The 18,988-nt window shown below is 45.2% G+C and carries 30 protein-coding genes and 3 pseudogenes; 17 read left to right on the top strand and 16 right to left on the bottom strand.

The window, feature by feature from the left end:
- Positions 1–9: 9 nt before the first annotated feature.
- From N39L_RS22650 to N39L_RS22640, 3 genes are all read right to left on the bottom strand, one after another.
- A complete protein-coding gene (locus tag N39L_RS22650; RefSeq protein WP_006616857.1) occupies positions 10–912 on the bottom strand; it encodes an ROK family protein in 903 nt (300 codons plus the stop codon).
- Positions 909–1,166, bottom strand: a complete 258-nt coding sequence (locus N39L_RS22645) for a hypothetical protein (RefSeq protein ID WP_006616856.1) — start codon at positions 1,164–1,166, stop codon at positions 909–911. The genes N39L_RS22650 and N39L_RS22645 overlap by 4 nt, the downstream gene beginning before the upstream one ends.
- A 286-nt stretch (positions 1,167–1,452) precedes the next feature.
- The gene (locus N39L_RS22640) at positions 1,453–1,641 is read right to left on the bottom strand and encodes a hypothetical protein (RefSeq protein WP_006623268.1); all 189 of its coding nucleotides are present in this window, start codon (positions 1,639–1,641) and stop codon (positions 1,453–1,455) included.
- Positions 1,642–1,724: 83 nt separating this feature from the next.
- On the opposite strand from N39L_RS22640, the gene N39L_RS22635 reads away from it, so the two are divergent.
- The gene (locus tag N39L_RS22635; protein ID WP_035738108.1) at positions 1,725–1,904 is read left to right on the top strand and encodes a hypothetical protein; all 180 of its coding nucleotides are present in this window, start codon (positions 1,725–1,727) and stop codon (positions 1,902–1,904) included.
- Positions 1,905–1,909: 5 nt separating this feature from the next.
- Positions 1,910–5,143, top strand: a complete 3,234-nt coding sequence (carB, locus tag N39L_RS22630) for a carbamoyl-phosphate synthase large subunit (RefSeq protein WP_014276456.1) — start codon at positions 1,910–1,912, stop codon at positions 5,141–5,143.
- An 18-nt stretch (positions 5,144–5,161) separates the two neighbouring features.
- Here the strand turns inward: carB and N39L_RS22625 are convergent, their stop codons facing one another.
- Entirely contained in the window at positions 5,162–5,323 is a 162-nt protein-coding gene (locus N39L_RS22625; RefSeq protein WP_158307564.1) for a hypothetical protein, read from the bottom strand.
- A 60-nt stretch (positions 5,324–5,383) separates the two neighbouring features.
- On the opposite strand from N39L_RS22625, the gene N39L_RS22620 reads away from it, so the two are divergent.
- From N39L_RS22620 to N39L_RS22605, 4 genes are all read left to right on the top strand, one after another.
- Positions 5,384–5,527 carry a hypothetical protein gene (locus N39L_RS22620; RefSeq protein WP_157888730.1) on the top strand — a complete coding sequence of 48 codons (144 nt, stop codon included), beginning with the start codon at positions 5,384–5,386 and terminating at the stop codon, positions 5,525–5,527.
- A 130-nt stretch (positions 5,528–5,657) separates the two neighbouring features.
- Positions 5,658–5,819 (top strand): hypothetical protein, encoded by a 162-nt coding sequence (locus tag N39L_RS22615; protein WP_014276455.1) that lies wholly within the window; start codon positions 5,658–5,660, stop codon positions 5,817–5,819.
- Positions 5,806–6,072: a hypothetical protein gene (locus N39L_RS22610; protein ID WP_035738106.1), complete on the top strand. Its 267-nt coding sequence runs from the start codon at positions 5,806–5,808 to the stop codon at positions 6,070–6,072. Before N39L_RS22615 ends, N39L_RS22610 begins: the two co-directional genes overlap by 14 nt.
- A gap of 321 nt (positions 6,073–6,393) precedes the next feature.
- Positions 6,394–7,650: a DNA cytosine methyltransferase gene (locus tag N39L_RS22605; RefSeq protein ID WP_006616738.1), complete on the top strand. Its 1,257-nt coding sequence runs from the start codon at positions 6,394–6,396 to the stop codon at positions 7,648–7,650.
- Positions 7,651–7,759: 109 nt separating this feature from the next.
- On the opposite strand, the gene N39L_RS22600 is transcribed toward N39L_RS22605, so the two are convergent.
- The 7 genes from N39L_RS22600 to N39L_RS22570 all read right to left on the bottom strand — a co-directional run bounded on the left by N39L_RS22600 (position 7,760) and on the right by N39L_RS22570 (position 10,413).
- Entirely contained in the window at positions 7,760–8,344 is a 585-nt protein-coding gene (locus N39L_RS22600; protein WP_006616739.1) for a hypothetical protein, read from the bottom strand.
- Entirely contained in the window at positions 8,341–8,607 is a 267-nt protein-coding gene (locus N39L_RS22595) for a helix-turn-helix domain-containing protein (protein ID WP_006616740.1), read from the bottom strand. Before N39L_RS22595 ends, N39L_RS22600 begins: the two co-directional genes overlap by 4 nt.
- Before the next feature lie 89 nt (positions 8,608–8,696).
- The gene (locus N39L_RS22590; RefSeq protein ID WP_014276451.1) at positions 8,697–9,089 is read right to left on the bottom strand and encodes a hypothetical protein; all 393 of its coding nucleotides are present in this window, start codon (positions 9,087–9,089) and stop codon (positions 8,697–8,699) included.
- 54 nt (positions 9,090–9,143) lie between these two features.
- Positions 9,144–9,623, bottom strand: a complete 480-nt coding sequence (locus N39L_RS22585; protein WP_014276450.1) for a hypothetical protein — start codon at positions 9,621–9,623, stop codon at positions 9,144–9,146.
- A gap of 6 nt (positions 9,624–9,629) precedes the next feature.
- Positions 9,630–9,941, bottom strand: coding sequence for a hypothetical protein (locus N39L_RS22580; RefSeq protein WP_126277527.1), 312 nt, complete (start codon positions 9,939–9,941; stop codon positions 9,630–9,632).
- On the bottom strand, positions 9,919–10,200 hold the full coding sequence (locus N39L_RS22575) for a hypothetical protein (protein ID WP_006615985.1): 282 nt from the start codon (positions 10,198–10,200) through the stop codon (positions 9,919–9,921). Before N39L_RS22575 ends, N39L_RS22580 begins: the two co-directional genes overlap by 23 nt.
- A 9-nt stretch (positions 10,201–10,209) precedes the next feature.
- The gene (locus N39L_RS22570; RefSeq protein ID WP_237766099.1) at positions 10,210–10,413 is read right to left on the bottom strand and encodes a hypothetical protein; all 204 of its coding nucleotides are present in this window, start codon (positions 10,411–10,413) and stop codon (positions 10,210–10,212) included.
- Between the two features lie 245 nt (positions 10,414–10,658).
- On the opposite strand from N39L_RS22570, the gene N39L_RS22565 reads away from it, so the two are divergent.
- Genes N39L_RS22565 through N39L_RS22550 form a run of 4 tightly spaced genes read left to right on the top strand, consistent with a single transcriptional unit; the run spans position 10,659 to position 11,350 of the window.
- Positions 10,659–10,955, top strand: coding sequence for a hypothetical protein (locus tag N39L_RS22565; RefSeq protein ID WP_193353194.1), 297 nt, complete (start codon positions 10,659–10,661; stop codon positions 10,953–10,955).
- A complete protein-coding gene (locus N39L_RS22560) occupies positions 10,942–11,085 on the top strand; it encodes a hypothetical protein (protein WP_162097046.1) in 144 nt (47 codons plus the stop codon). Before N39L_RS22565 ends, N39L_RS22560 begins: the two co-directional genes overlap by 14 nt.
- On the top strand, positions 11,082–11,225 hold the full coding sequence (locus N39L_RS22555; RefSeq protein WP_162097046.1) for a hypothetical protein: 144 nt from the start codon (positions 11,082–11,084) through the stop codon (positions 11,223–11,225). The genes N39L_RS22560 and N39L_RS22555 overlap by 4 nt, the downstream gene beginning before the upstream one ends.
- Complete coding sequence (locus tag N39L_RS22550) at positions 11,222–11,350, top strand: hypothetical protein (protein ID WP_286131452.1); 129 nt, start codon at positions 11,222–11,224, stop codon at positions 11,348–11,350. The genes N39L_RS22555 and N39L_RS22550 overlap by 4 nt, the downstream gene beginning before the upstream one ends.
- Before the next feature lie 262 nt (positions 11,351–11,612).
- On the opposite strand, the gene N39L_RS22545 is transcribed toward N39L_RS22550, so the two are convergent.
- Positions 11,613–12,986, bottom strand: coding sequence for a hypothetical protein (locus N39L_RS22545; RefSeq protein WP_014276446.1), 1,374 nt, complete (start codon positions 12,984–12,986; stop codon positions 11,613–11,615).
- Between the two features lie 367 nt (positions 12,987–13,353).
- Positions 13,354–13,566, bottom strand: a complete 213-nt coding sequence (locus tag N39L_RS22540) for a hypothetical protein (RefSeq protein ID WP_231851985.1) — start codon at positions 13,564–13,566, stop codon at positions 13,354–13,356.
- A gap of 52 nt (positions 13,567–13,618) precedes the next feature.
- Here N39L_RS22540 and N39L_RS22535 point away from each other — a divergent pair.
- A protein-coding gene (locus tag N39L_RS22535; RefSeq protein WP_148261871.1) for an IS1 family transposase occupies positions 13,619–14,300 on the top strand; the annotation gives its coding sequence in 2 pieces (ribosomal slippage) (positions 13,619–13,870 and positions 13,872–14,300; 681 coding nt in all).
- A gap of 34 nt (positions 14,301–14,334) precedes the next feature.
- Positions 14,335–14,496 carry a hypothetical protein gene (locus N39L_RS22530; RefSeq protein ID WP_162097045.1) on the top strand — a complete coding sequence of 54 codons (162 nt, stop codon included), beginning with the start codon at positions 14,335–14,337 and terminating at the stop codon, positions 14,494–14,496.
- Positions 14,497–14,587: 91 nt separating this feature from the next.
- Here the strand turns inward: N39L_RS22530 and N39L_RS22525 are convergent.
- Together N39L_RS22525 and N39L_RS22520 are read right to left on the bottom strand one after the other, a co-directional pair.
- Positions 14,588–15,465 (bottom strand): annotated as a pseudogene (locus N39L_RS22525) (IS630 family transposase).
- A 302-nt stretch (positions 15,466–15,767) separates the two neighbouring features.
- Positions 15,768–16,049 (bottom strand): annotated as a pseudogene (locus tag N39L_RS22520) (IS1 family transposase); the annotation flags it as partial.
- Between the two features lie 663 nt (positions 16,050–16,712).
- On the opposite strand from N39L_RS22520, the gene N39L_RS22515 reads away from it, so the two are divergent.
- The 5 genes from N39L_RS22515 (at position 16,713) to N39L_RS33370 (ending at position 18,529) form a co-directional block, all read left to right on the top strand.
- A complete protein-coding gene (locus tag N39L_RS22515; protein ID WP_014275810.1) occupies positions 16,713–16,937 on the top strand; it encodes a reverse transcriptase N-terminal domain-containing protein in 225 nt (74 codons plus the stop codon).
- A 21-nt stretch (positions 16,938–16,958) separates the two neighbouring features.
- The gene (locus N39L_RS22510; protein WP_014275811.1) at positions 16,959–17,180 is read left to right on the top strand and encodes a hypothetical protein; all 222 of its coding nucleotides are present in this window, start codon (positions 16,959–16,961) and stop codon (positions 17,178–17,180) included.
- A complete protein-coding gene (locus N39L_RS22505) occupies positions 17,140–17,370 on the top strand; it encodes a reverse transcriptase domain-containing protein (RefSeq protein ID WP_014275812.1) in 231 nt (76 codons plus the stop codon). Before N39L_RS22510 ends, N39L_RS22505 begins: the two co-directional genes overlap by 41 nt.
- Complete coding sequence (locus N39L_RS33375) at positions 17,360–17,908, top strand: reverse transcriptase domain-containing protein (RefSeq protein WP_014275813.1); 549 nt, start codon at positions 17,360–17,362, stop codon at positions 17,906–17,908. Before N39L_RS22505 ends, N39L_RS33375 begins: the two co-directional genes overlap by 11 nt.
- Before the next feature lie 150 nt (positions 17,909–18,058).
- Positions 18,059–18,529, top strand: a complete 471-nt coding sequence (locus tag N39L_RS33370) for an HNH endonuclease (protein WP_014275814.1) — start codon at positions 18,059–18,061, stop codon at positions 18,527–18,529.
- A gap of 104 nt (positions 18,530–18,633) precedes the next feature.
- Here the strand turns inward: N39L_RS33370 and N39L_RS22495 are convergent.
- Positions 18,634–18,970: pseudogene (locus N39L_RS22495) on the bottom strand (IS1 family transposase); the annotation flags it as partial.
- Positions 18,971–18,988 lie beyond the last annotated feature (18 nt).

Below are 18,988 nucleotides of genomic sequence, written 5' to 3'. Positions count from 1 at the left end.
TATTAATTATTAATTATTAATTATCTGAAAAGCAAGTCGCGCCGCCCCTATAGTACCCGCCTGATTTCCTAATTCGGCGGTCAAAATTTGTAGCCCTTCCCGAGAAGTGGGTAAAACTCGGCGTTGAATTTCCTCCCAGAGGGTTGGTAAAAATAGATTCGCCGCCGCACTAATACCACCGCCTAAAATGACCGCTTCTGGAGTCAAAACATAAATTAAACTAGCTAAACCCGCCCCTAACCGTCGCCCATATTCTTCCCAATAGGCTAAGGCTTGGGAATCACCTGCGATCGCCTTTTCAGCTAGGTCAGAAGGGTGATCACCCGTTTCTCGGCGGATAGCTTGTACAGAGACATATTGTTCCAGAGAACCCTGATTTCCGCTATTACAAGGGGGTCCATCGGGGTTCAAAGTAATTAATCCCAACTCCCCCGCCGCGCCGCGATGACCCACAAATAACTGACGATTGAGGATAATCGCCCCGCCAACTCCTGTCCCCAGAGTTAACATAATCAGATTATCAAAATTTCGTCCCGCCCCTAACCAGGCTTCCCCCAACCCCGCACAATTAGCATCATTAGCCATGATTACTGGCTTTTGGGTTTTTTCTTCCAGCCAGTCTGCTAAGGGAACATCCCGCCAATTCTCTAGGTTAATGGCTACCTGGGAGATCCGCCCCGTCCCATCTACTGGTCCCGGTAAACCCACCCCGATCGCCGCCCAAGACTCGACAGGGGCTGTTATTTGTGATATAGCGTTTAGTATTGCTGCCAACAAAGCTTCCGGGGTAGCGGGTTGTGGAGTTGCCACCGTCAGGGATTGGTTACAGGAACCGTCCGCCTCAAACAGTCCCAGTTTAATCGCCGTCCCCCCTAAATCAATACCAATGACCTGAGCGGATTTTGGTTTCATTCTACTTCGTCGCGTTCTATGCTGCTAGTATAAATGGGTTCGACGCGAATCCCCATAATACTAGAGGGACGAACTACCAGATACTCACCTTCAATGGTTTTAATCGGGACATTGAGAAAATCGGTATCAGTGTGCTTAGGAATCAGAACTTTAGTGTACCAGGTCTGAAAATCCTGGATCGTCCTGAACCGGACCTCTTCCCGGTGTCCCCCCTGAATCAAAAGATGAACCGCGTATGAACTAGGTTTAGGCATAAGGATGTTTGGGATAATAAGGGATTGTTAGACTATTTTCTCATTAATGAGGGCGATCGGTCAATCCATCAGTAACGATACACCAATATCAGCCAGAAGATGAAATAAGTTCACCACCATCAGTATTTAATCAGTTCCCTGACATCAGCCTTGTCTTTACTGATTATAGATGATTCAGGAAATTGTGATCACAACTCATGGCTGATTGGTAGAACCTCGAAATTGGGTAATTTAGGCTATTGTTAATGGCTAGGTGGTGGAATTAGACACATTTTTTCATATACTGTTATTGGATTGTTAAAAAGAGGATTAATTTAGATATGTATACACTGATAATCATGGGAGTTTTCTCGTCATGTCTACAATCATTATTACTGGTTGTTAGTTGATTTTCCGGTTCTAGGGTAGTAGTACGATCGCACTTGTCAAGTTCAGTCTGAACATTTAGGCGGGAGTTGAGATTGTACCCTGGCATTGATTACAGTGAGCGATCGCCCATAATTGGGCATCGGATCTAAAATTAGGCTGATGATGTTCAGTTAAATTTAAGTCTAAGTTATGATTTTTAAGCGCCAGGAAGTGGCGTTTAGGCCTGTGGAGACGATGGGAGACCCCAGCTATAAACTAATAGCCGGGGGAATTGTCGGAGAAGCAGGAAGCCTACAGCCAATGCGTCAGCCTGTTCTGACCCAGGTGGTGGTAGGGTACTTCACAGATAACCGAATAACGGATAGTTAAGAGATATGCCGCGACGCAACGACCTAAAAAAAATTCTGCTGCTGGGTTCGGGTCCCATTGTAATCGGACAAGCCTGCGAGTTCGACTATTCAGGGACTCAAGCCTGTAAAGCCCTACGAGAAGAAGGATATGATGTAGTTCTGGTCAACTCTAACCCAGCCACAATCATGACCGACCCAGAGACGGCCCGGCGGACATACATTGAACCATTAACCCCAGAAATTGTCGAAAAAGTAATCGAGGCGGAACGTCCCGACGCTTTATTACCAACCATGGGGGGTCAGACAGCGTTAAATATTGCCGTAGCTTTGTCGAAAAATGGGGTCTTAGACAAATACGGAGTTGAACTGATTGGCGCTAAATTAGATGCGATTGAAAAAGCCGAAGATCGTCTCCTGTTCAAACAGGCGATGGAGAAAATTGGGGTAGCCTGCTGTCCGTCAGGTATTGCGAATAACCTCAATGAAGCCAGGGCGATCGCAGAGCAAATTGGGACTTATCCGCTGATTATTCGTCCCGCCTTCACTATGGGGGGTACAGGGGGCGGTATTGCTTATAATCAGGAAGAATACGAGGAATTGGCGATGGGTGGGTTGGACGCTTCCCCCATGTCCCAGATTTTAGTCGAACAGTCTTTAATTGGCTGGAAAGAATACGAGTTAGAGGTAATGCGGGATTTGGCGGATAATGTGGTGATTATCTGTTCCATTGAAAACCTCGACCCTATGGGGGTTCATACTGGGGATTCTATTACGGTCGCTCCGGCGCAAACCCTCACGGATAAGGAATATCAACGATTGCGGGATGCGGCGATTAAAATTATCCGCGAAATTGGGGTAGAAACAGGGGGTTCTAACATTCAGTTTTCCGTGAACCCGGTTAATGGGGATGTGATTGTCATTGAAATGAACCCCCGTGTGAGTCGGTCTTCGGCTTTGGCTTCTAAGGCGACTGGGTTCCCTATTGCTAAGTTTGCGGCAAAATTGTCTGTGGGTTATACCCTCGATGAAATTAGCAATGATATCACCAAAAAAACTCCGGCTTCTTTTGAACCAACTATTGATTATGTGGTAACAAAGATTCCCCGGTTTACTTTTGAGAAGTTCCCAGGTGCTGAACCAGTATTGACTACCCAAATGAAATCGGTGGGTGAGGCGATGGCTATTGGTGGCACTTTCTGCGAGTCCTTCCAAAAAGCTATGCGATCGCTAGAAACGGGTTTAGCGGGTTGGGGACTTAATACCAACGAAAAAGTCCCCAGTTTAGATACGATCCGTTCGGGTTTGAGAACTCCTAACCCTGACCGAATGATAACACTCCGCTATGGGATGTTATTGGGAATGTCGGTAGAGGAGATTTATGAGTTAACCGGGATTGACCCTTGGTTTTTGGATAAGTTGCAGCAATTGCTGGAGACGGAGAAATTCTTAAAACGCACTCCTGTGACAGAAATTAATCATGACGATATGCTGGCGATTAAGCGCCAAGGTTTTAGCGATCGCCAAATTGCTTTTGCGAGTCAAACCACCGAAGATGAAGTCCGCAAATATCGTAAGGGTTTAGGGGTAAAACCTGCCTATAAAATGGTGGATACCTGCGCGGCGGAATTTGAGTCTACCACCCCTTACTATTATTCTACCTATTGGGAAGAGGACGAAATGATCTCCTCCGACCGCCCCAAAGTCATGATTCTCGGCGGCGGACCAAACCGCATTGGTCAGGGGATTGAGTTTGACTATTGTTGCTGTCACGCTTCCTATTCGTTGCGCGATGATGGCTATATCACCATTATGGTTAACTCCAACCCGGAGACGGTTTCCACGGACTACGACACCAGCGATCGCCTTTATTTTGAACCCTTGACCAAGGAGGATGTTTTTAATATCATTGAGGCGGAAGAACCACTAGGTATTGTCATTCAGTTTGGCGGTCAGACTCCCTTAAAACTAGCGGTTCCCCTCGAAAAAGCCTTGTCAGAATCGACCCTCAAAACTAAAATTTGGGGGACTAGCCCGGACTCTATTGATACCGCTGAGGACCGGGAACGCTTCGAGAAAATTCTCCGGGAGTTGAATATTCAACAGGCGGCGAATGGAATGGCTCGCAGCTATGAGGAGGCTCTCGCGGTGGCGGGTCGTATCGGTTATCCGGTGGTCGTGCGTCCTTCCTATGTGTTGGGGGGTCGCGCCATGGAAATCGTCTATTCTGATGAGGAATTGGAACGATATATGACTTTTGCGGTGCTGGTGGAACCGGATCACCCGATTTTGGTTGATAAGTTCCTGGAAAATGCCGTTGAGGTCGATGTTGATGCGATCGCTGACCATACCGGAAATGTCGTCATTGGTGGGATTATGGAACATATTGAACAGGCGGGGATTCACTCCGGGGACTCGGCTTGTTCCATTCCTACCCAAACTCTATCAGAAACTGTCCTCGCTACTATTCGCCGCCAGACTATTCAATTGGCTAAGGCTTTGAATGTGGTGGGTCTGATGAATATTCAGTTTGCTGTACAAGGTGAACAGGTTTATATTCTGGAGGCTAACCCCCGCGCTTCCCGGACGGTTCCTTTTGTGTCTAAGGCGATCGGTATTCCTTTGGCTAAAATGGCTTCGCGAGTGATGTCTGGCAAGACTTTGGCAGAGTTGGGATATACTCAGGAGAAAATTCCTGATTATGTGTCGGTGAAAGAGGCGGTTTTGCCTTTTGCTAAGTTCCCAGGTACGGATGTCCTCCTCGGTCCAGAAATGCGATCGACTGGAGAAGTTATGGGAATTGATACGGAATTCGGACGCGCCTTTGCTAAGGCGGAATTGGCGGCGGGTCAGGTGATACCTATGTCTGGGACGGTGTTTGTCTCTGTCAATGACCGCGATAAAGAGGCGATCGTTCCTGTGGTTCAAGATTTCCTGGATCTGGGCTTTAAGGTGACCGCTACCATCAACACTCGCAAGGTTTTATGGGAACATGGGGTTAAGGTTGACCTGGAGTTGAAACTCCATGAGGGTCGCCCTAATGTGTTGGATGCTATTAAAAACCATGCGGTACAGTTGGCGATTATCACCCCTTCGGGGTCGGAAGCGCGGGCTGATGGTATTACTATCCGGCGATCGGCTTTGGCTTACAAAGTCCCCATTATTACCACTATCGCTGGCGCTAAAGCCACTATATCCGCTTTGCGATCGCTCCAGAAACACCCCCTAGATGTTAAAGCCCTTCAAGACTATTACATTTAAAATAGTCTCGCTCTAGGGCTAATGGGCGGGTTTAGACGGTTGGCGGATTGTTCCCCAAAACCGTCGGGTGTGTCGCATCCGACCAGTTACCGGGGAAACCGACCAACTAGGGATGGCGACGCACCACCAAAACCGCCGTGGGGAAAGGGCGGGTGTATATAATTGGCTGGTGTGTTCCATGGCTGACTGCTGCACCCGCCCCTACATTACATTGGGCGCGTTATTCGAGGTCGAAATTGGGTGAAATTGGCTGAAAATGCGATCGCACCACCCAAAACCGTCGTGGGGAAAGGGCGGGTGTATATAATTGGCTGGTGTGTTCGATGGCTGACTGCTGCACCCGCCCCTACATTGGGCGCGTTATTTGAGGTCGAAATTGGGTGAAATGGCGATCGCACCACCTGTTCAAAACGGCGGCGGGGAAAGGGCGGGTGTATATAACTGGCTGGTGTGTTCGATGGCTGACTGCTGCACCCGCCCCTACATTGGGCGCGTTATTTGAGGTCGAAATTGGGTGAAATTCGGTGAAAATGCGATCGCTCTTCCCACCAAAACCGTCGTGGGGAAAGGGCGGGTGTATATAATTGGCTGGTGTGTTCCATGGCTGACTGCTGCACCCGCCCCTACATTACATTGGGCGCGTTATTTGAGGTCGAAATTGGGTGAAATTCGGTGAAAATGCGATCGCTCTTCCCACCAAAACAGCGGCGGGGAAAGGGCGGGTGTATATAGCTCGCTGGTGTGTTCGATGGCTGACTGCTGCACCCGCCCCTACATTACATTGGGCGCGTTATTCGAGGTCGAAATTGGGTGAAAGAGCGATCGCTCTTCCCACCAAAACGGGGGCGGGGAAAAGGCTAGTAGGGGCGGGTGCTAGATCCGCCATCGGGAAAACCAGCCCACTACCTGCACCCGCCCTTCTTCTGTAACACCACGGGGAAAACCAGCCCACTACCTGCACCCGCCCTTCTTCTGTAACACCACGGGGAAAACCAGCCAACTACCTGCACCCGCCCTTCTTCTGTAACGCCCCAACATTGGGCGCGTTATTCGAGGTCGAAATTGGGTGAAAAGGCGATCGCTCTTCCCACCAAAACGGGGGCGGGGAAAAGGCTAGTAGGGGCGGGTGCTAGATCCGCCATCGGGAAAACCAGCCCACTACCTGCACCCGCCCTTCTTCTGTAACGCCCCAACATTGGGCGCGTTATTCTTGTTAACAAAAGGTTCGACTTGATCTCAGTCTTGACATTATGTATACTATCTGTCACTATAATGGTTATAGAGCCTTTATTTTTCAAGTCATGGACCTACAATTATCCTTGTTTCCAGATGATCCAAAAGATAACAGCACCAGGAAGCAGAAAAAAGCTAAATTAGGGCGTTATCAAAGAATTCAGCGTGAATTAGCCACAACCAAACGCGATCCTTATCAAGTTCAAGTTGATATTAATCCCGTATCCCAACCACTGCAAACCTATAACTTTATCGATCTATTTTCTGGTGTAGGGGGAATCACGCAGGGTTTTTGGCAAGCTGGTTTTAATCCAGTAGCTAGTGTAGAAATTAACCCAATTGCCTCCGCCACTCATCAGAGAAACTTTCCCAATTGTCATCATTTTTGTGGGGATGTTAATGATTTTAATCCTCACCAGTGGCTATCTAAAATTGGTTCTCCTTCAGTTCATCTCGTCGTAGGCGGGCCACCGTGTCAAGGTTTTTCTGTCGCTGGGAAGCGCGATCCCAATGATCCTCGCAACCATTTATTTCAAGAATTTATTCGCATTGTTGCTGAAGTGCGTCCTTGGTATGTCGTTATGGAAAATGTACCCGGCATTTTAACCCTCAAAAAAGGCACAATTAAACAAGCTATTTTTGCTGCTTTTGAAGCCATTGGTTACACCAATATTTCCGTAGCAATTCTTGAATCTGCTGCCTATGGTGTTCCCCAAATCAGGCCTAGAGCTATTTTTATAGCTAATCGTTTCGGAATGAAAAATCCTTATCCATATCCTCAATTAGTTCCAGAGGAGTATCAGACAATTGAATCAGCAATTTCCGATCTACCAGCTTACCAACCCATTCCCAGTATTAATCATGAATGGACTCGTCATTCTCCCGAATATATGGAGCGGATATCAAAAGTACCTCCAGGAGGTTCTTTGTATCAAACCTATGTTGATGCTTTTAAGCGACAGTATCCCGGAAAATCTAGTATGACCATCAAAGAGAATCACGGGGGGACTCATATTCATCCCCATCTAAATCGGGTGATTTCAGCGCGAGAAATGGCTAGATTACAGACCTTTCCTGATTCTTTTATCTTTGAAGGAACCATGAAAAAAGCCATGTGGCAAATTGGAAATGCTGTTCCTCCACGTCTAGCAGAGTGTATTGGCTATGGACTCATTCCTTACTTAAATAGGATTGTCACAGAGGCTGAAAATGAGGCTGAAAATATAGTTGTCTCCGAAAAACAGCTTACTTATGTTCAGCTAATGTTGCATTAAGAGCATTACGCCATGACTCAAAATCATACCAACCGCAACCTATACAACCACCTTCTGCTTCCGCTCCCAATGGAGGAATATTATCAGGCCAGTTATCACCCCCAGAATACTAGAAGTGGATACCCATGGGCTGCCCTCTTTTACCAGTTTTCATACATCTTTCACAACTTCTGGATTTCAGTAAATTGTGGTTGCCAGCACTATCTTTTTTGAGAAGTTGAAATTTGCTTTTGATTTCGTTTTCGTTCATGTTTATGTCATGACTAGGTTCGGCTTTACCCCAACGCTGCATAGGAAAACGGTGATCAATCACTAACTCATGGGTTGGTCTTTTTCGATTTGCAATAACGTCTTTATAATCATAAAGTTTCAAAATTCTGTCGGCTAATTTTGGGGGAATAATAGCCGGAGCATTTGACGGTTTTATTTGCCCAGTCCATCTATCCCATCTGGTTTTTTTATTACAGATGTTACAGAAATCCCGTTTGGTCTCAAGATGTAGCCCCGGACGACTTTTAGTTCCGCGCTCTAGTCCTTGAATTCCACCACCTCCAGCGTATTGCTCCGATGCTACTTGCTTACCTTCATAAGTGCGACAGTGCCACTTCTGATCTGACAGCAAACTGAACACCTTTAACTGAGAAGAACCTGGTTTTAATTGGGATTTAAAATTAGCCACTAAATTGCGATTCATTCAGTCCTAGTTATTTCTATTTCTAAGTTATCCAGAAGTTGAGATACGGTTATTCCTAAGCCCTCAGCAAGAGCCACAATAGCCGTAAGAGAAGGATTTCTGACACCACGCTCTAGACCAGATATATACGTGCGGTCTAGGTCACAACGTAGCCCTAGTTCTTCTTGAGAAATACCCACAGCCCTTCTATGCTGTCTAATCAGAAATCCCAAGGCTTTTAAGGTTTTTGCTTTTGATTTTTCCATAGAGTCATAATTACCCATTGTGGACGATAAGTCTACGGACTATCAGTCACATCAAGAGATATTTTTGTCCTCATAGCTTTGGTCAGATACTCTGATTGACGATTCTCCTAACGGCTAATCTTCCCAGGTCTTCGATTTAAAATCCACCAAGTTAAAACTCCCCAAAATGCCCCAATTAGACAACTAGCAATAAAAGCAAAACTCGCCGTTGATACCGGATGAATCGTTGGCGCTTCCGTCTTATTCCGTAACGGGACAAACGAGGCAATTTCCGTTAATATACCCTCCGAATAATTCGCGATTGATGAAGCCGCCGCCGACGCTGTACCCACTCCTATACTAGCAGCAGCGATCGCCCTTTCCAGCCGATCTTCTCTTTTCGCTTGATTAATTTCCACAATTCCCTCAATCGTCTTAATCAGATTTTCTAATAAAATCATCCCCGGACTTAAACTCTCATAGTCCGTTTTTACCTGTCTTTCATACTTTTGTTCTGCCAATTTACTAAACTCAGCAAACGTAGTTAACTGACAATTTGGGTCTAGCTTCGCAAATTATTTTAACCTTTGTCGATAGTTGGTTAAATTAATCGTAATTGTCCTTAACTGGGAATGCAGTTTACTTAAATTGATCGCATAATTCCCTAATATTTCTAGCGTATCTTCTAAAGCCTTTTGTAAATCTTCCGGGTCTTTCCGCTGTTGGCGAATTGTTAAGACCGATTTTTGAATCGTTTGATAATTGTCTTTTAATCGGCGTTTCAAAATCCGACTTTGGCTATAAGCCCAAATAATCTTATGGCGATAGGATAACAGGCGATGAAAATGGGTCTGTATTTCCCTAATTTTATCTTGCACTGCCTTTAAGTCGCACTCTGCTGGTAATAGCCAAATTAAATAATGGCATTCTCCTAAACTGTTTTGAATGTCCTTTGTCAGCAGTGATTTATGTTCATCATTTAACCAGGGATAATTTCGCAGGTCTTCCGGTTTTTCATTATCAATCAGTATCAGTAAATTTTCCCAATCTGTCACCGAAACTCACTGGGTTATTTCAAATAAATCGTCCCCTAACAGTTTATTCCCTGGGAAACTCAATTGATTATCTTTTTTCCAGGGTAGGGGTTTATTGGCGATTTCTGTATAACTCTTGTCGGCAATTTCATTAACTTTATCTGGGGAATATTTCCCGTCAAGTTGACCCCACAATAACCAAGTTTTACCTAGGCTTGAGGGAGTGTTATTAATCCTTTCCTGAATGTATTTTTTCAGTTGACTTAAACTGGTTTTATGATATTCGCTATCATAGGCATCAACGATTAAACTATAGCTATCCCCCAATTGCGATGCCACTAACACATATTCTATCCACATTAGAGGTTGTTCGATAGTCTAACGACACAATATCGCTTTCGGGGTTTTCGCGGTTAGCATATTTTTCCAGTTTTTGCTTATTTTCTGGCGTTAAGTTACTATATGGTTTTTGCAGGTCATGATGAAACCGCCGCCAAAAATAATAGCGATTAAAATCTATGCTTTCTGAGGTTTGTCCTAACCCTTCCCGTAAGTCATACAGAAACAGTTGCAGCGTGATTTCTTTCAGGGGGTACATTCAGTTAACTTAGATAGATGGAGATGACTGAAATAGTTGCCTAAAAAACTCTTTGAGTTTGCCACATCCCGAAGGATTTAGCGCATCTTTTGAGGCTTTTACTGGGTCGGGAGAATGACAAATTTGCTCCGCCAGATTGCTTAATTCTGTGCTATAATCATCACTATCGAAACTCGGTAGATAGCCTTTTTTTCGCTCGCTTCCCTCAGCCATTAGTCGATCGCACCACCAAAACGGCGCCGGGAAAGGGCGGGTGTATATAACTGGCTGGTGTGTTCGATAGCTGACTGCTGCACCCGCCCCTACATTGGGCGCGTTATTCGAGGTCGAAATTGGGTGAAAACGCGATCGCACCACAAAAAACGGCGCCGGGGAAAGGGCGGGTGTATATAACTGGCTGGTGTGTTCGATGGCTGACTGCTGCACCCGCCCCTACATTACATTGGGCGTGTTATTCAATGTCAAAATTGGGTGAAAATGCGATCGCACCACAAAAAACGGCGCCGGGGAAAGGGCGGGTGTATATAACTGGCTGGTGTGTTCGATGGCTGACTGCTGCACCCGCCCCTACATTACATTGGGCGTGTTATTCAATGTCAAAATTGGGTGAAAATGCGATCGCACCACAAAAAACCACCGTGGGGAAAGGGCGGGTGTATATAACTGGCTGGTGTGTTCGATGGCTGACTGCTGCACCCGCCCCTACATTACATTGGGCGTGTTATTCAATGTCGAAATTGGGTGAAATTCGGTGAAAATGCGATCGCACCACAAAAAACCACCGTGGGGAAAGGGCGGGTGTATATAACTGGCTGGTGTGTTCGATGGCTGACTGCTGCACCCGCCCCTACATTGGGCGTGTTATTCAATGTCGAAATTGGGTGAAATTCGGTGAAAATGCGATCGCACCACAAAAAACCACCGTGGGGAAAGGGCGGGTGTATATAACTGGCTGGTGTGTTCGATGGCTGACTGCTGCACCCGCCCCTACATTGGGCGTGTTATTCAATGTCGAAATTGGGTGAAATTCGGTGAAAATGCGATCGCACCACAAAAAACCACCGTGGGGAAAGGGCTAGTAGGGGCGGGTGCTAGATCCGCCATCGGGAAAACCAGCCAACTACCTGCACCCGCCCTTCTTCTTCTTTAACACCACGGGGAAAACCAGCCAACTACCTGCACCTGCCCTTCTTCTTTAACGCCCCTACATTGGGCGCGTTATTCGAGGTCGAAATTGGGTGAAAAGGCGATCGCCTCATCTCTGAGAAAAACCAACGGGTGAGCGGAGCCTTCCCAACAGAAACCACATTTTCAGCGGTGGCAGATCTCCTTTGATTCAACAACTATATATCTAAACCGTCCGCTGCAACACGGTTGTTAGCTTGTATTCTATTCAACAATACTCGCCACCTCTAAAACTTGTCCTTGTAAGAGTCGATAAGTTTTTTCAAATCCTCGAATCTGTCGGGGAATTTCTCATCAAGTTTTTTCCGAAACGATAACCAGTAAGACTCAAGAAGAGAACCATTTTTTGTATCCTCATGAAAAATATTTGTGATCACCCATGGACTTTTATATGACCCATAAATCTGATGATTGTTGCAAAAGGCGTTGAGAATAGATTCCTTGTGTGTTGGTGACAAGAATGAGTAAATTGGATAAAACTTGTCTACACAGTTCAGAGATTCCTGGAAACTAGTAACTCGTTCAAATTTCTTAATAAATGCTTCGATGCTATCATTCAAAATGACTTTGAATTTATTGGATTCATAAGGCAATCTTTCCATCAAATTTAATACTTCATCTGGTGAGGCTTCTTTCAGTTTTACTTGTACAGAATCCATAAGAAAATCAATATAAGCAGCATTCGCTAATATCTCTTTATCCTGACAGTTTATGCCACTGGCGACGTTCATCTTCTCGATGAACCTTATTGCCTTCAATCTACATGGATCGCTCAAGTTTTCCACAGCATTATCCACTCTACGAAGATATGTAATCACTTTTGGCCAATTTTCGTCAGTGACTTCATCAAGAATAATAGAAGACAGATTTTCAGTTAAAATATTTCCGACATTCTCTCTGTGCATTCTAGCTACAGCATTCAGTGCAGAAAACTGTCTCTCCTTTTCATCTTCTGGGAGATCTTCTGTTAAGAGACTCCTAGTTAATCCGATAACAATGTCTTTGATTAGAGAAACCCGAGGACGAGCCAAAAGTCCTTTTTGGAAATATTGAACTGCCTGATTTGGATTGGTAGGAAAGTAAACAGACTTGATATCTTCCCAAATTATATTTAGAGCCAAACGACCTTGAACTGGAGGGCGCTGCAAGAGATATGTGACTGCGCTCCGCATATGATAACGCGCTAATTCTGCTGTCGCCTCAAATGGTTCTTCCAGAGATGCCATTGATGGATGAGCACATCGACTTCTATCTTCACACAATCTTGTGATATCTGCTTTTTCTATAGGTGAAATAAGTGCAAATTTGCTTTCTGCTATATTAGGAATATCCGACTCAAACTTCCAAAGTCCTTTGACATCAGAGTTTTTACTCATGTTTTCAAACTGCTGCAATAGCTGATAAGCCTCACCATTCCCTACCTGGTCTAGCTGCCTTAATTTGTGGATGAAGTCAAATACAACAGCATTCCAGGTAGAAACAATACAAGAACGATATGCCCCAGCGCGGTAACAAGCTACAGCTTCCTGAAGAAACTTTTTGGCTGACTTATCTATACATAGAATTATTAGCTCATCAAGATCAATGAATGTTTGGTACATGAGTGAAAATTTAAGGTGAGTTACTTTACTTTAACTATTCTACTCTATCTACAGCAAAACACCTGGCGGCGGACTGAACCCGCCACATTTGGGTAAAATATCTTCTAACAATCACCTATCCTCAAGGCGATCGCACTACAAAAAACCGCCGTGGGGAAAGGAAAGGGCGGGTGTATATAGCTGGCTGGTGTGTTCGATAGCTGACTGCTGCACCCGCCCCTACATTGGGCGTCTTATTCGAGATCGAAATTGGGTGAAATTGGGTGAAAATGCGATCGCACTACAAAAAACCGGCGGCGGGAATGCGATCGCACCACCTCACCAAAACCGGCGGCGGGAATGCGATCGCACCACCAAAAACCGCTGACTAACGGCTAATATTCCCCGGTCTTGAATTTAAACGCCACCAGGTTAAACTCCCCAAAATTAACCCAATTAGACAACTCGCAACCAACTTATAGCTTTGTAATTTGCCTCGCGCCCTTTGCTTTTTGGGCGGGACTGGAAACCCGGCGGGCATAGGGGATAATTCCCCGTTGTGTTCCCTGGTATCATCTTCCTGGGCTTGACGGGATCTCATATCGTTTTTGCGCTGTTGCATAATAGAAAATGATATTCTCAAATAAATCAAGATGGATTGTCCTTATTGCCAAAGCCATAAAGTAGTCAAAAATGGTCATCGTCAGGGAAAACAGAGTTACCTGTGCCGTGAATGTGGTCGCCAATTTCGAGAAAATCCCTGTCCTGGAGGTTACAGTTCTGATGTCAAAGAGCTTTGTGTGAAAATGTCCCTCAATGGCATGGGATTTCGAGCCATTGAGAGAGTCACTGGTATTTCTCACAACACAATACTTAACTGGGTTAGAGTTGCAGAAACCCAGATGTGATGAGGAAAACTATGAAATTCCTGAAATAGCTCAAATTGATGAGCTTCAGACTTTTGTGAGTTCAAAAAAAACCATCTGGGTCTGGACAGTTGTGAATACCAAACTGCCTGGAATTCTGAAGTTTGTCATAGGCGACCGCTCATTGCTGGCTTTTACCACATTATGGCAAATGATTCAGGGCTGGGCTTGTTTTCTATATATTACGGACGGATACAAAGTTTATCCTTGCTTAATTGAGGATTGCAATCATCTAGTCAGCAAAACGGCTATGACAAGAGTAGAAGGAGAAAACTGCCGTCTGAGGCACTATTTAGCCAGGCTACATCGCAAAACTTTGTGTTATTCCAAGTCCACTGAGATGTTGTACAAATCAATTCGCTTACTTATCTATTATTTGAAGCATGGACAACTTCCTCCGTTCTCTTAATCATTCCTCACTGTGCAATACCAACGCTGGTGTTATGTACAGCAGGAAGTTGAGAGTAACGGCGGTAGCCACCCCCAGTTTCAAGGTTCACACCCGTCAGACTGAAGCGGGGAACGGAAGGCGTGAAGTAGAACCTACTACCAGAGGCGACCACTGCCAACCATCCATGATTAGGGAAACCGAATGTCAGGCTTGAACCATCGTAATACTCTAGTAGCGAAATAGGTTGATACGCTGCGATCAAAAGAGTACGGGGAAAAGAAGGGGTATAGCATTAGTCAAGGTGGTTAGGACGCAGCCTTGAGAACGGAATCCATGGCATCATCGAGAGAATCAAACTGCTCACGTGCAATGGCGAATGCGGGCTTTCAACCACGACCAACATTTCTCTATCTTGTTGAGGTCTGGCGAATAAGGTGGTAGATAGAGCAAACGGCATTGAGCCGCCTCCACTAGCTCAGGAATCCGTCCCCCTTTATGAAACGTTGCATTGTCTAGCACTAGAGTCTGACCTGGCTTCAGTGTTGGAATTAAGATGAACTCCAACCACAACTCAAACACTGTCCGATTACAACAACCCTCAAAGCGATCGGGGGCTAAGAGTTGTTGATGACACCATGGGGCCATATAGCTCACCCTGCCCTGCCTCTTCCCGGATTTGAGGGCATCGAAGCGTTTTCCTTCCTCGCAGTAACCATAAGGGTAATCCGAGTCTTGACTATTCATGCCGGCTTCATCGAGGTAAACCACTTCTTGTGGCTCCATATGTTCAATCTGAGCAATAAACTCCTCTCGCTGTTGCTGATCACGTTCTTGGTAGCCGTAAGTTTTTTTTTCTGGTGAAGCCAATTTTCTTCAAGGCTCTGGATATGGTGCGAGGAGAGATGTCGTTATCCCAAAGTTGAGCCATTTGAGCGGAGGTTTGATCGCCATGCTCTTGGGCAAAAGCCTTGAATTTTTGCCAGTCGGTAATTTTGTGGTTATTGCCAGGTCGGTGATTAGGTTTAGGGAGGAAGTCTCCGGTCTGTGCTTTTCTTTGCAGCCAGAGATTAATGGTGTTCCGGCTGACATGGAAAACTTGACTGGCTTCTGTTTTGGGCATACCGTCTAGTTCAATTGCATCAATAACTTTTTGTCTGAGGTCGTAACTATAGGGGGCTGGCATTTTTGGTCTTCTTAGTCATCTCGTCCTCTCCATTATACGTCCTAACTTTCCTGTCTGGTGCTATAGTAGGTTGGGTGGAGGAACGAAACCCAACACCAACATCTCTCAGTTATGTTGGGTTTCACCCAACCTACCCAGGTCGAATTCCTCGAAAGTGAGTAGGGCGATCGCATTTCCGACGCCGAGCCTATTTAGTAGGTTGGGTGGAGGAGGGGAACCCAACAACAACATCTCTCAGTGATGTTGGGTTTCACCCAACCTACCCAGCTCGAATTTCGGTATTGCACAGTGAGGAATGATGAAGAGAACGGAGGAAGTTGTCCATGCTTCAAATAATAGATAAGTAAGCGAATTGATTTGTACAACATCTCAGTGGACTTGGAATAACACAAAGTTTTGCGATGTAGCCTGGCTAAATAGTGCCTCAGACGGCAGTTTTCTCATTCTACTCTTGTCATAGCCGTTTTGCTGACTAGATGATTGCAATCCTCAATTAAGCAAGGATAAACTTTGTATCCGTCCGTAATATATAGAAAACAAGCCCAGCCCTGAATCATTTGCCATAATGTGGTAAAAGGTGCGAGACGTTCAGGCATCAAATAGGGCTGCAATGCCCGAAATAACTGCCTGGTGAGGATTTATACCCCTTGGTTGAATATAAGGAGATCTCTCCTGACCATCCTCATAACTGTTTATATGTCCCGACGTTTGGAAAAATCCAAACAAGGCAGGGAACTCAAGGTCATGAACCAACTGAGAAATCAGGGAGTAAAGAGTAACGGCGACAGCCACCCCCAGTTTTGGGAATCATAACCCCAGGACTGAAGCGGGGAACGGAAGGGGTGAAGTAGAACCTACTACCAGATGCGACCACTGCCAACCATCCATGATTAGGGAAACCGAATGTCCGGCTTGAACCATCGTCATTATTGAGCAGCGAAACAGGTTGATACGCTGCGCTCAAAAGAGTAAGGGGAAAAGTAGGGTAATCTTTTCATCACCTACACAGACCTTTAAAAGTACCCCGGTGGAAAGGACAAATCTCAAGATGGAATGCCCATATAAATGGAACGTTTTAAGTCCTCCTAGACTCTGATTATTTGGTCGAAATATCAGTAGGGATAAGTGTAACCGCAAGTCTCGGAGGATGTGAGATGTGACCAAAAGCCAACACCCTGCTGTAATAGTAGGGATATGCTAACAGGTCACGGTTTGATTGTAAGGAATAGAGTTTAGTAGGTGTACAAATGGCGATAGCGAGTTTAAAGAAAGGGTTGGGAAAACCAAAACCAATCAAGACTACGAACAACGCATGGAAGACAATCCCATGGACTAAGGTTCAACGGAAAGTATTCAAGCTCCAAAAGAGTATATTTCAAGCAGCTAAATCGGGACAAGACGCTAAGGGACGAAGATGGCAACGTCTATTGGTGAAGTCATATTATGCCCGGCTCCTAGCAGTGCGACTGTAGGGGCGGGTTCCACGGTCAGCCATGCTTCCCAACAGTCAGCTTAATAAACCCGCCCCCCAGGCGGGTCAAGGCAAGAAGACAGCCGGAGTTGATGGAGTAAGAGTAATCTCTCCAAGACAAAGGTTTGAGCTTGTGGAGAACATTAAGGGAAATATCAAAGCAAAACCACTGCGACGGGTGTGGATACCAAAACCTGGCAGGGATGAAAAAAGCTGGAATAGGAATACCCACAATCCAAGATAGAGCAAGGCAAGCCTTGGTCAAGTCGGCTCTCGAACCTGAATGGGAATCGAGATTTGAAGGTACAAGCTACGGGTTCCGTCCCGGACGGTCCGCCCATGACGCAATTGGCAGAATTTATATTGCCATAAATCGAGGACAATATTATGTTCTCGATGCCGATATAGCAAAATGCTCTTACCGTGAACCATGATTACCTACTGTCCAAAATTCATTGTCCAAGTAGCCTAAAAAGAGACCTGAAACAATGGCTCAAAGCCGGCGTGCTAGATAACGGTGTATTAGAGGATACAGAAACAGGGACACCTCAAGGAGGGGTAATAAGTCCAATACTCGCCAACATCGCACTGTTGGGAATGGAAAGGCTAGTTAAAGAAATGTATCCTAACAAAGGAACAACCACTCAGATAAACCTTATAAGATACGCCGATGATTTCGTGGTAATCTCCAAAGACCTAGGAATCATTGAACAGTGCAAAACTGCTATCACCGAATGGTTAAAACCTGTAGGATTAGAGATTAAACCCGAAAAGACTCGAATTGGTCACACACTCAAACCTATTGAGTCTAATGGCAAAACAGAAGAACCTGGGTTTGATTTCCTCGGATTCAATATCAGGCAATACCCAGTAGGAAAATATAAAACTGGAAAAACAGGGGGACGTAAGAGCCGATTAATCGGACATAAAACCCACATAAAACCCAGCCCAAAAGCAGTTGCCCACACATAAGCGATAAAAGGTGTAATTAAACAATCTAAAACTGCACCTCAATCAGCCCTGATTAAACATCTAAACCCGATGATTCGGTGATGGACAAATTATTATTCAGCGGTAGTCTCAACAGAGACCTTCAATAAGCTAGACAACATAGTTTGGCAAATGTTACGGGCATGGACAAAATCAAGATGCCAAAAGGCAAGTTACGAAAAGCTAGGAAACTATTTCAGACATGGAATGGTTAAACTTAGCAATGGGAAAGAAAGGCATGAATCTTGGTTATTCCAGACCAAAGATGGAATCCAATTATGGAAACATAAGTGGACTCCAATTGTCAGACACACCCTAATACGCCCGGAAGCAACACTTTATGACGGAAATTGGACTTACTGGGCAAACAGGAAAGGACAAGCAATCGATACGCCAAATAGAGTTGCAAAACTACTCAAGAAACCAAAAGGTAGATGTACCTGGTGTGGGCAATTCTTTACCCCGTCAGACTTTATTGAAGTAGACCATATTGTACCTAGAAGCCAAGGCGGAAAGGATGAATACAAGAATCTTCAACTATTACATCGCCATTGTCACGATGATAAAACAGCTCTTGATGAAGAGATGATGCTGTACTCTTAACAAGGAGACGGTCAAACTAGGAGCCGTATGAGGTGAAATTCTCATGTACGGTTCTGCTGCTGAATGGGAGGGGTAGACCGTGAGGTCTATCTCGACCCCTAATTCAGCAATGAGCGGTCGCCTATGACAAACTTCAGAATTCCAGGCAGTTTGGTATTCACAACTGTCCAGACCCAGATGGTTTTTTTTGAACCCACAAAAGTCTGAAGCTCATCAATTTGAGCTATTTCAGGAATTTCATAGTTTTCCTCATCACATCTGGGTTTCTGCAACTCTAACCCAGTTAAGTATTGTGTTGTGAGAAATACCAGTGACTCTCTCAATGGCTCGAAATCCCATGCCATTGAGGGACATTTTCACACAAAGCTCTTTGACATCAGAACTGTAACCTCCAGGACAGGGATTTTCTCGAAATTGGCGACCACATTCACGGCACAGGTATAGCACCAGACAGGAAAG

Source organism: Limnospira platensis NIES-39 (genome assembly GCF_026000695.1).
Classification (GTDB): Bacteria; Cyanobacteriota; Cyanobacteriia; order Cyanobacteriales; family Microcoleaceae; genus Limnospira; species Limnospira platensis.
This window is presented reverse-complemented; position numbering and strand designations above follow the sequence as displayed.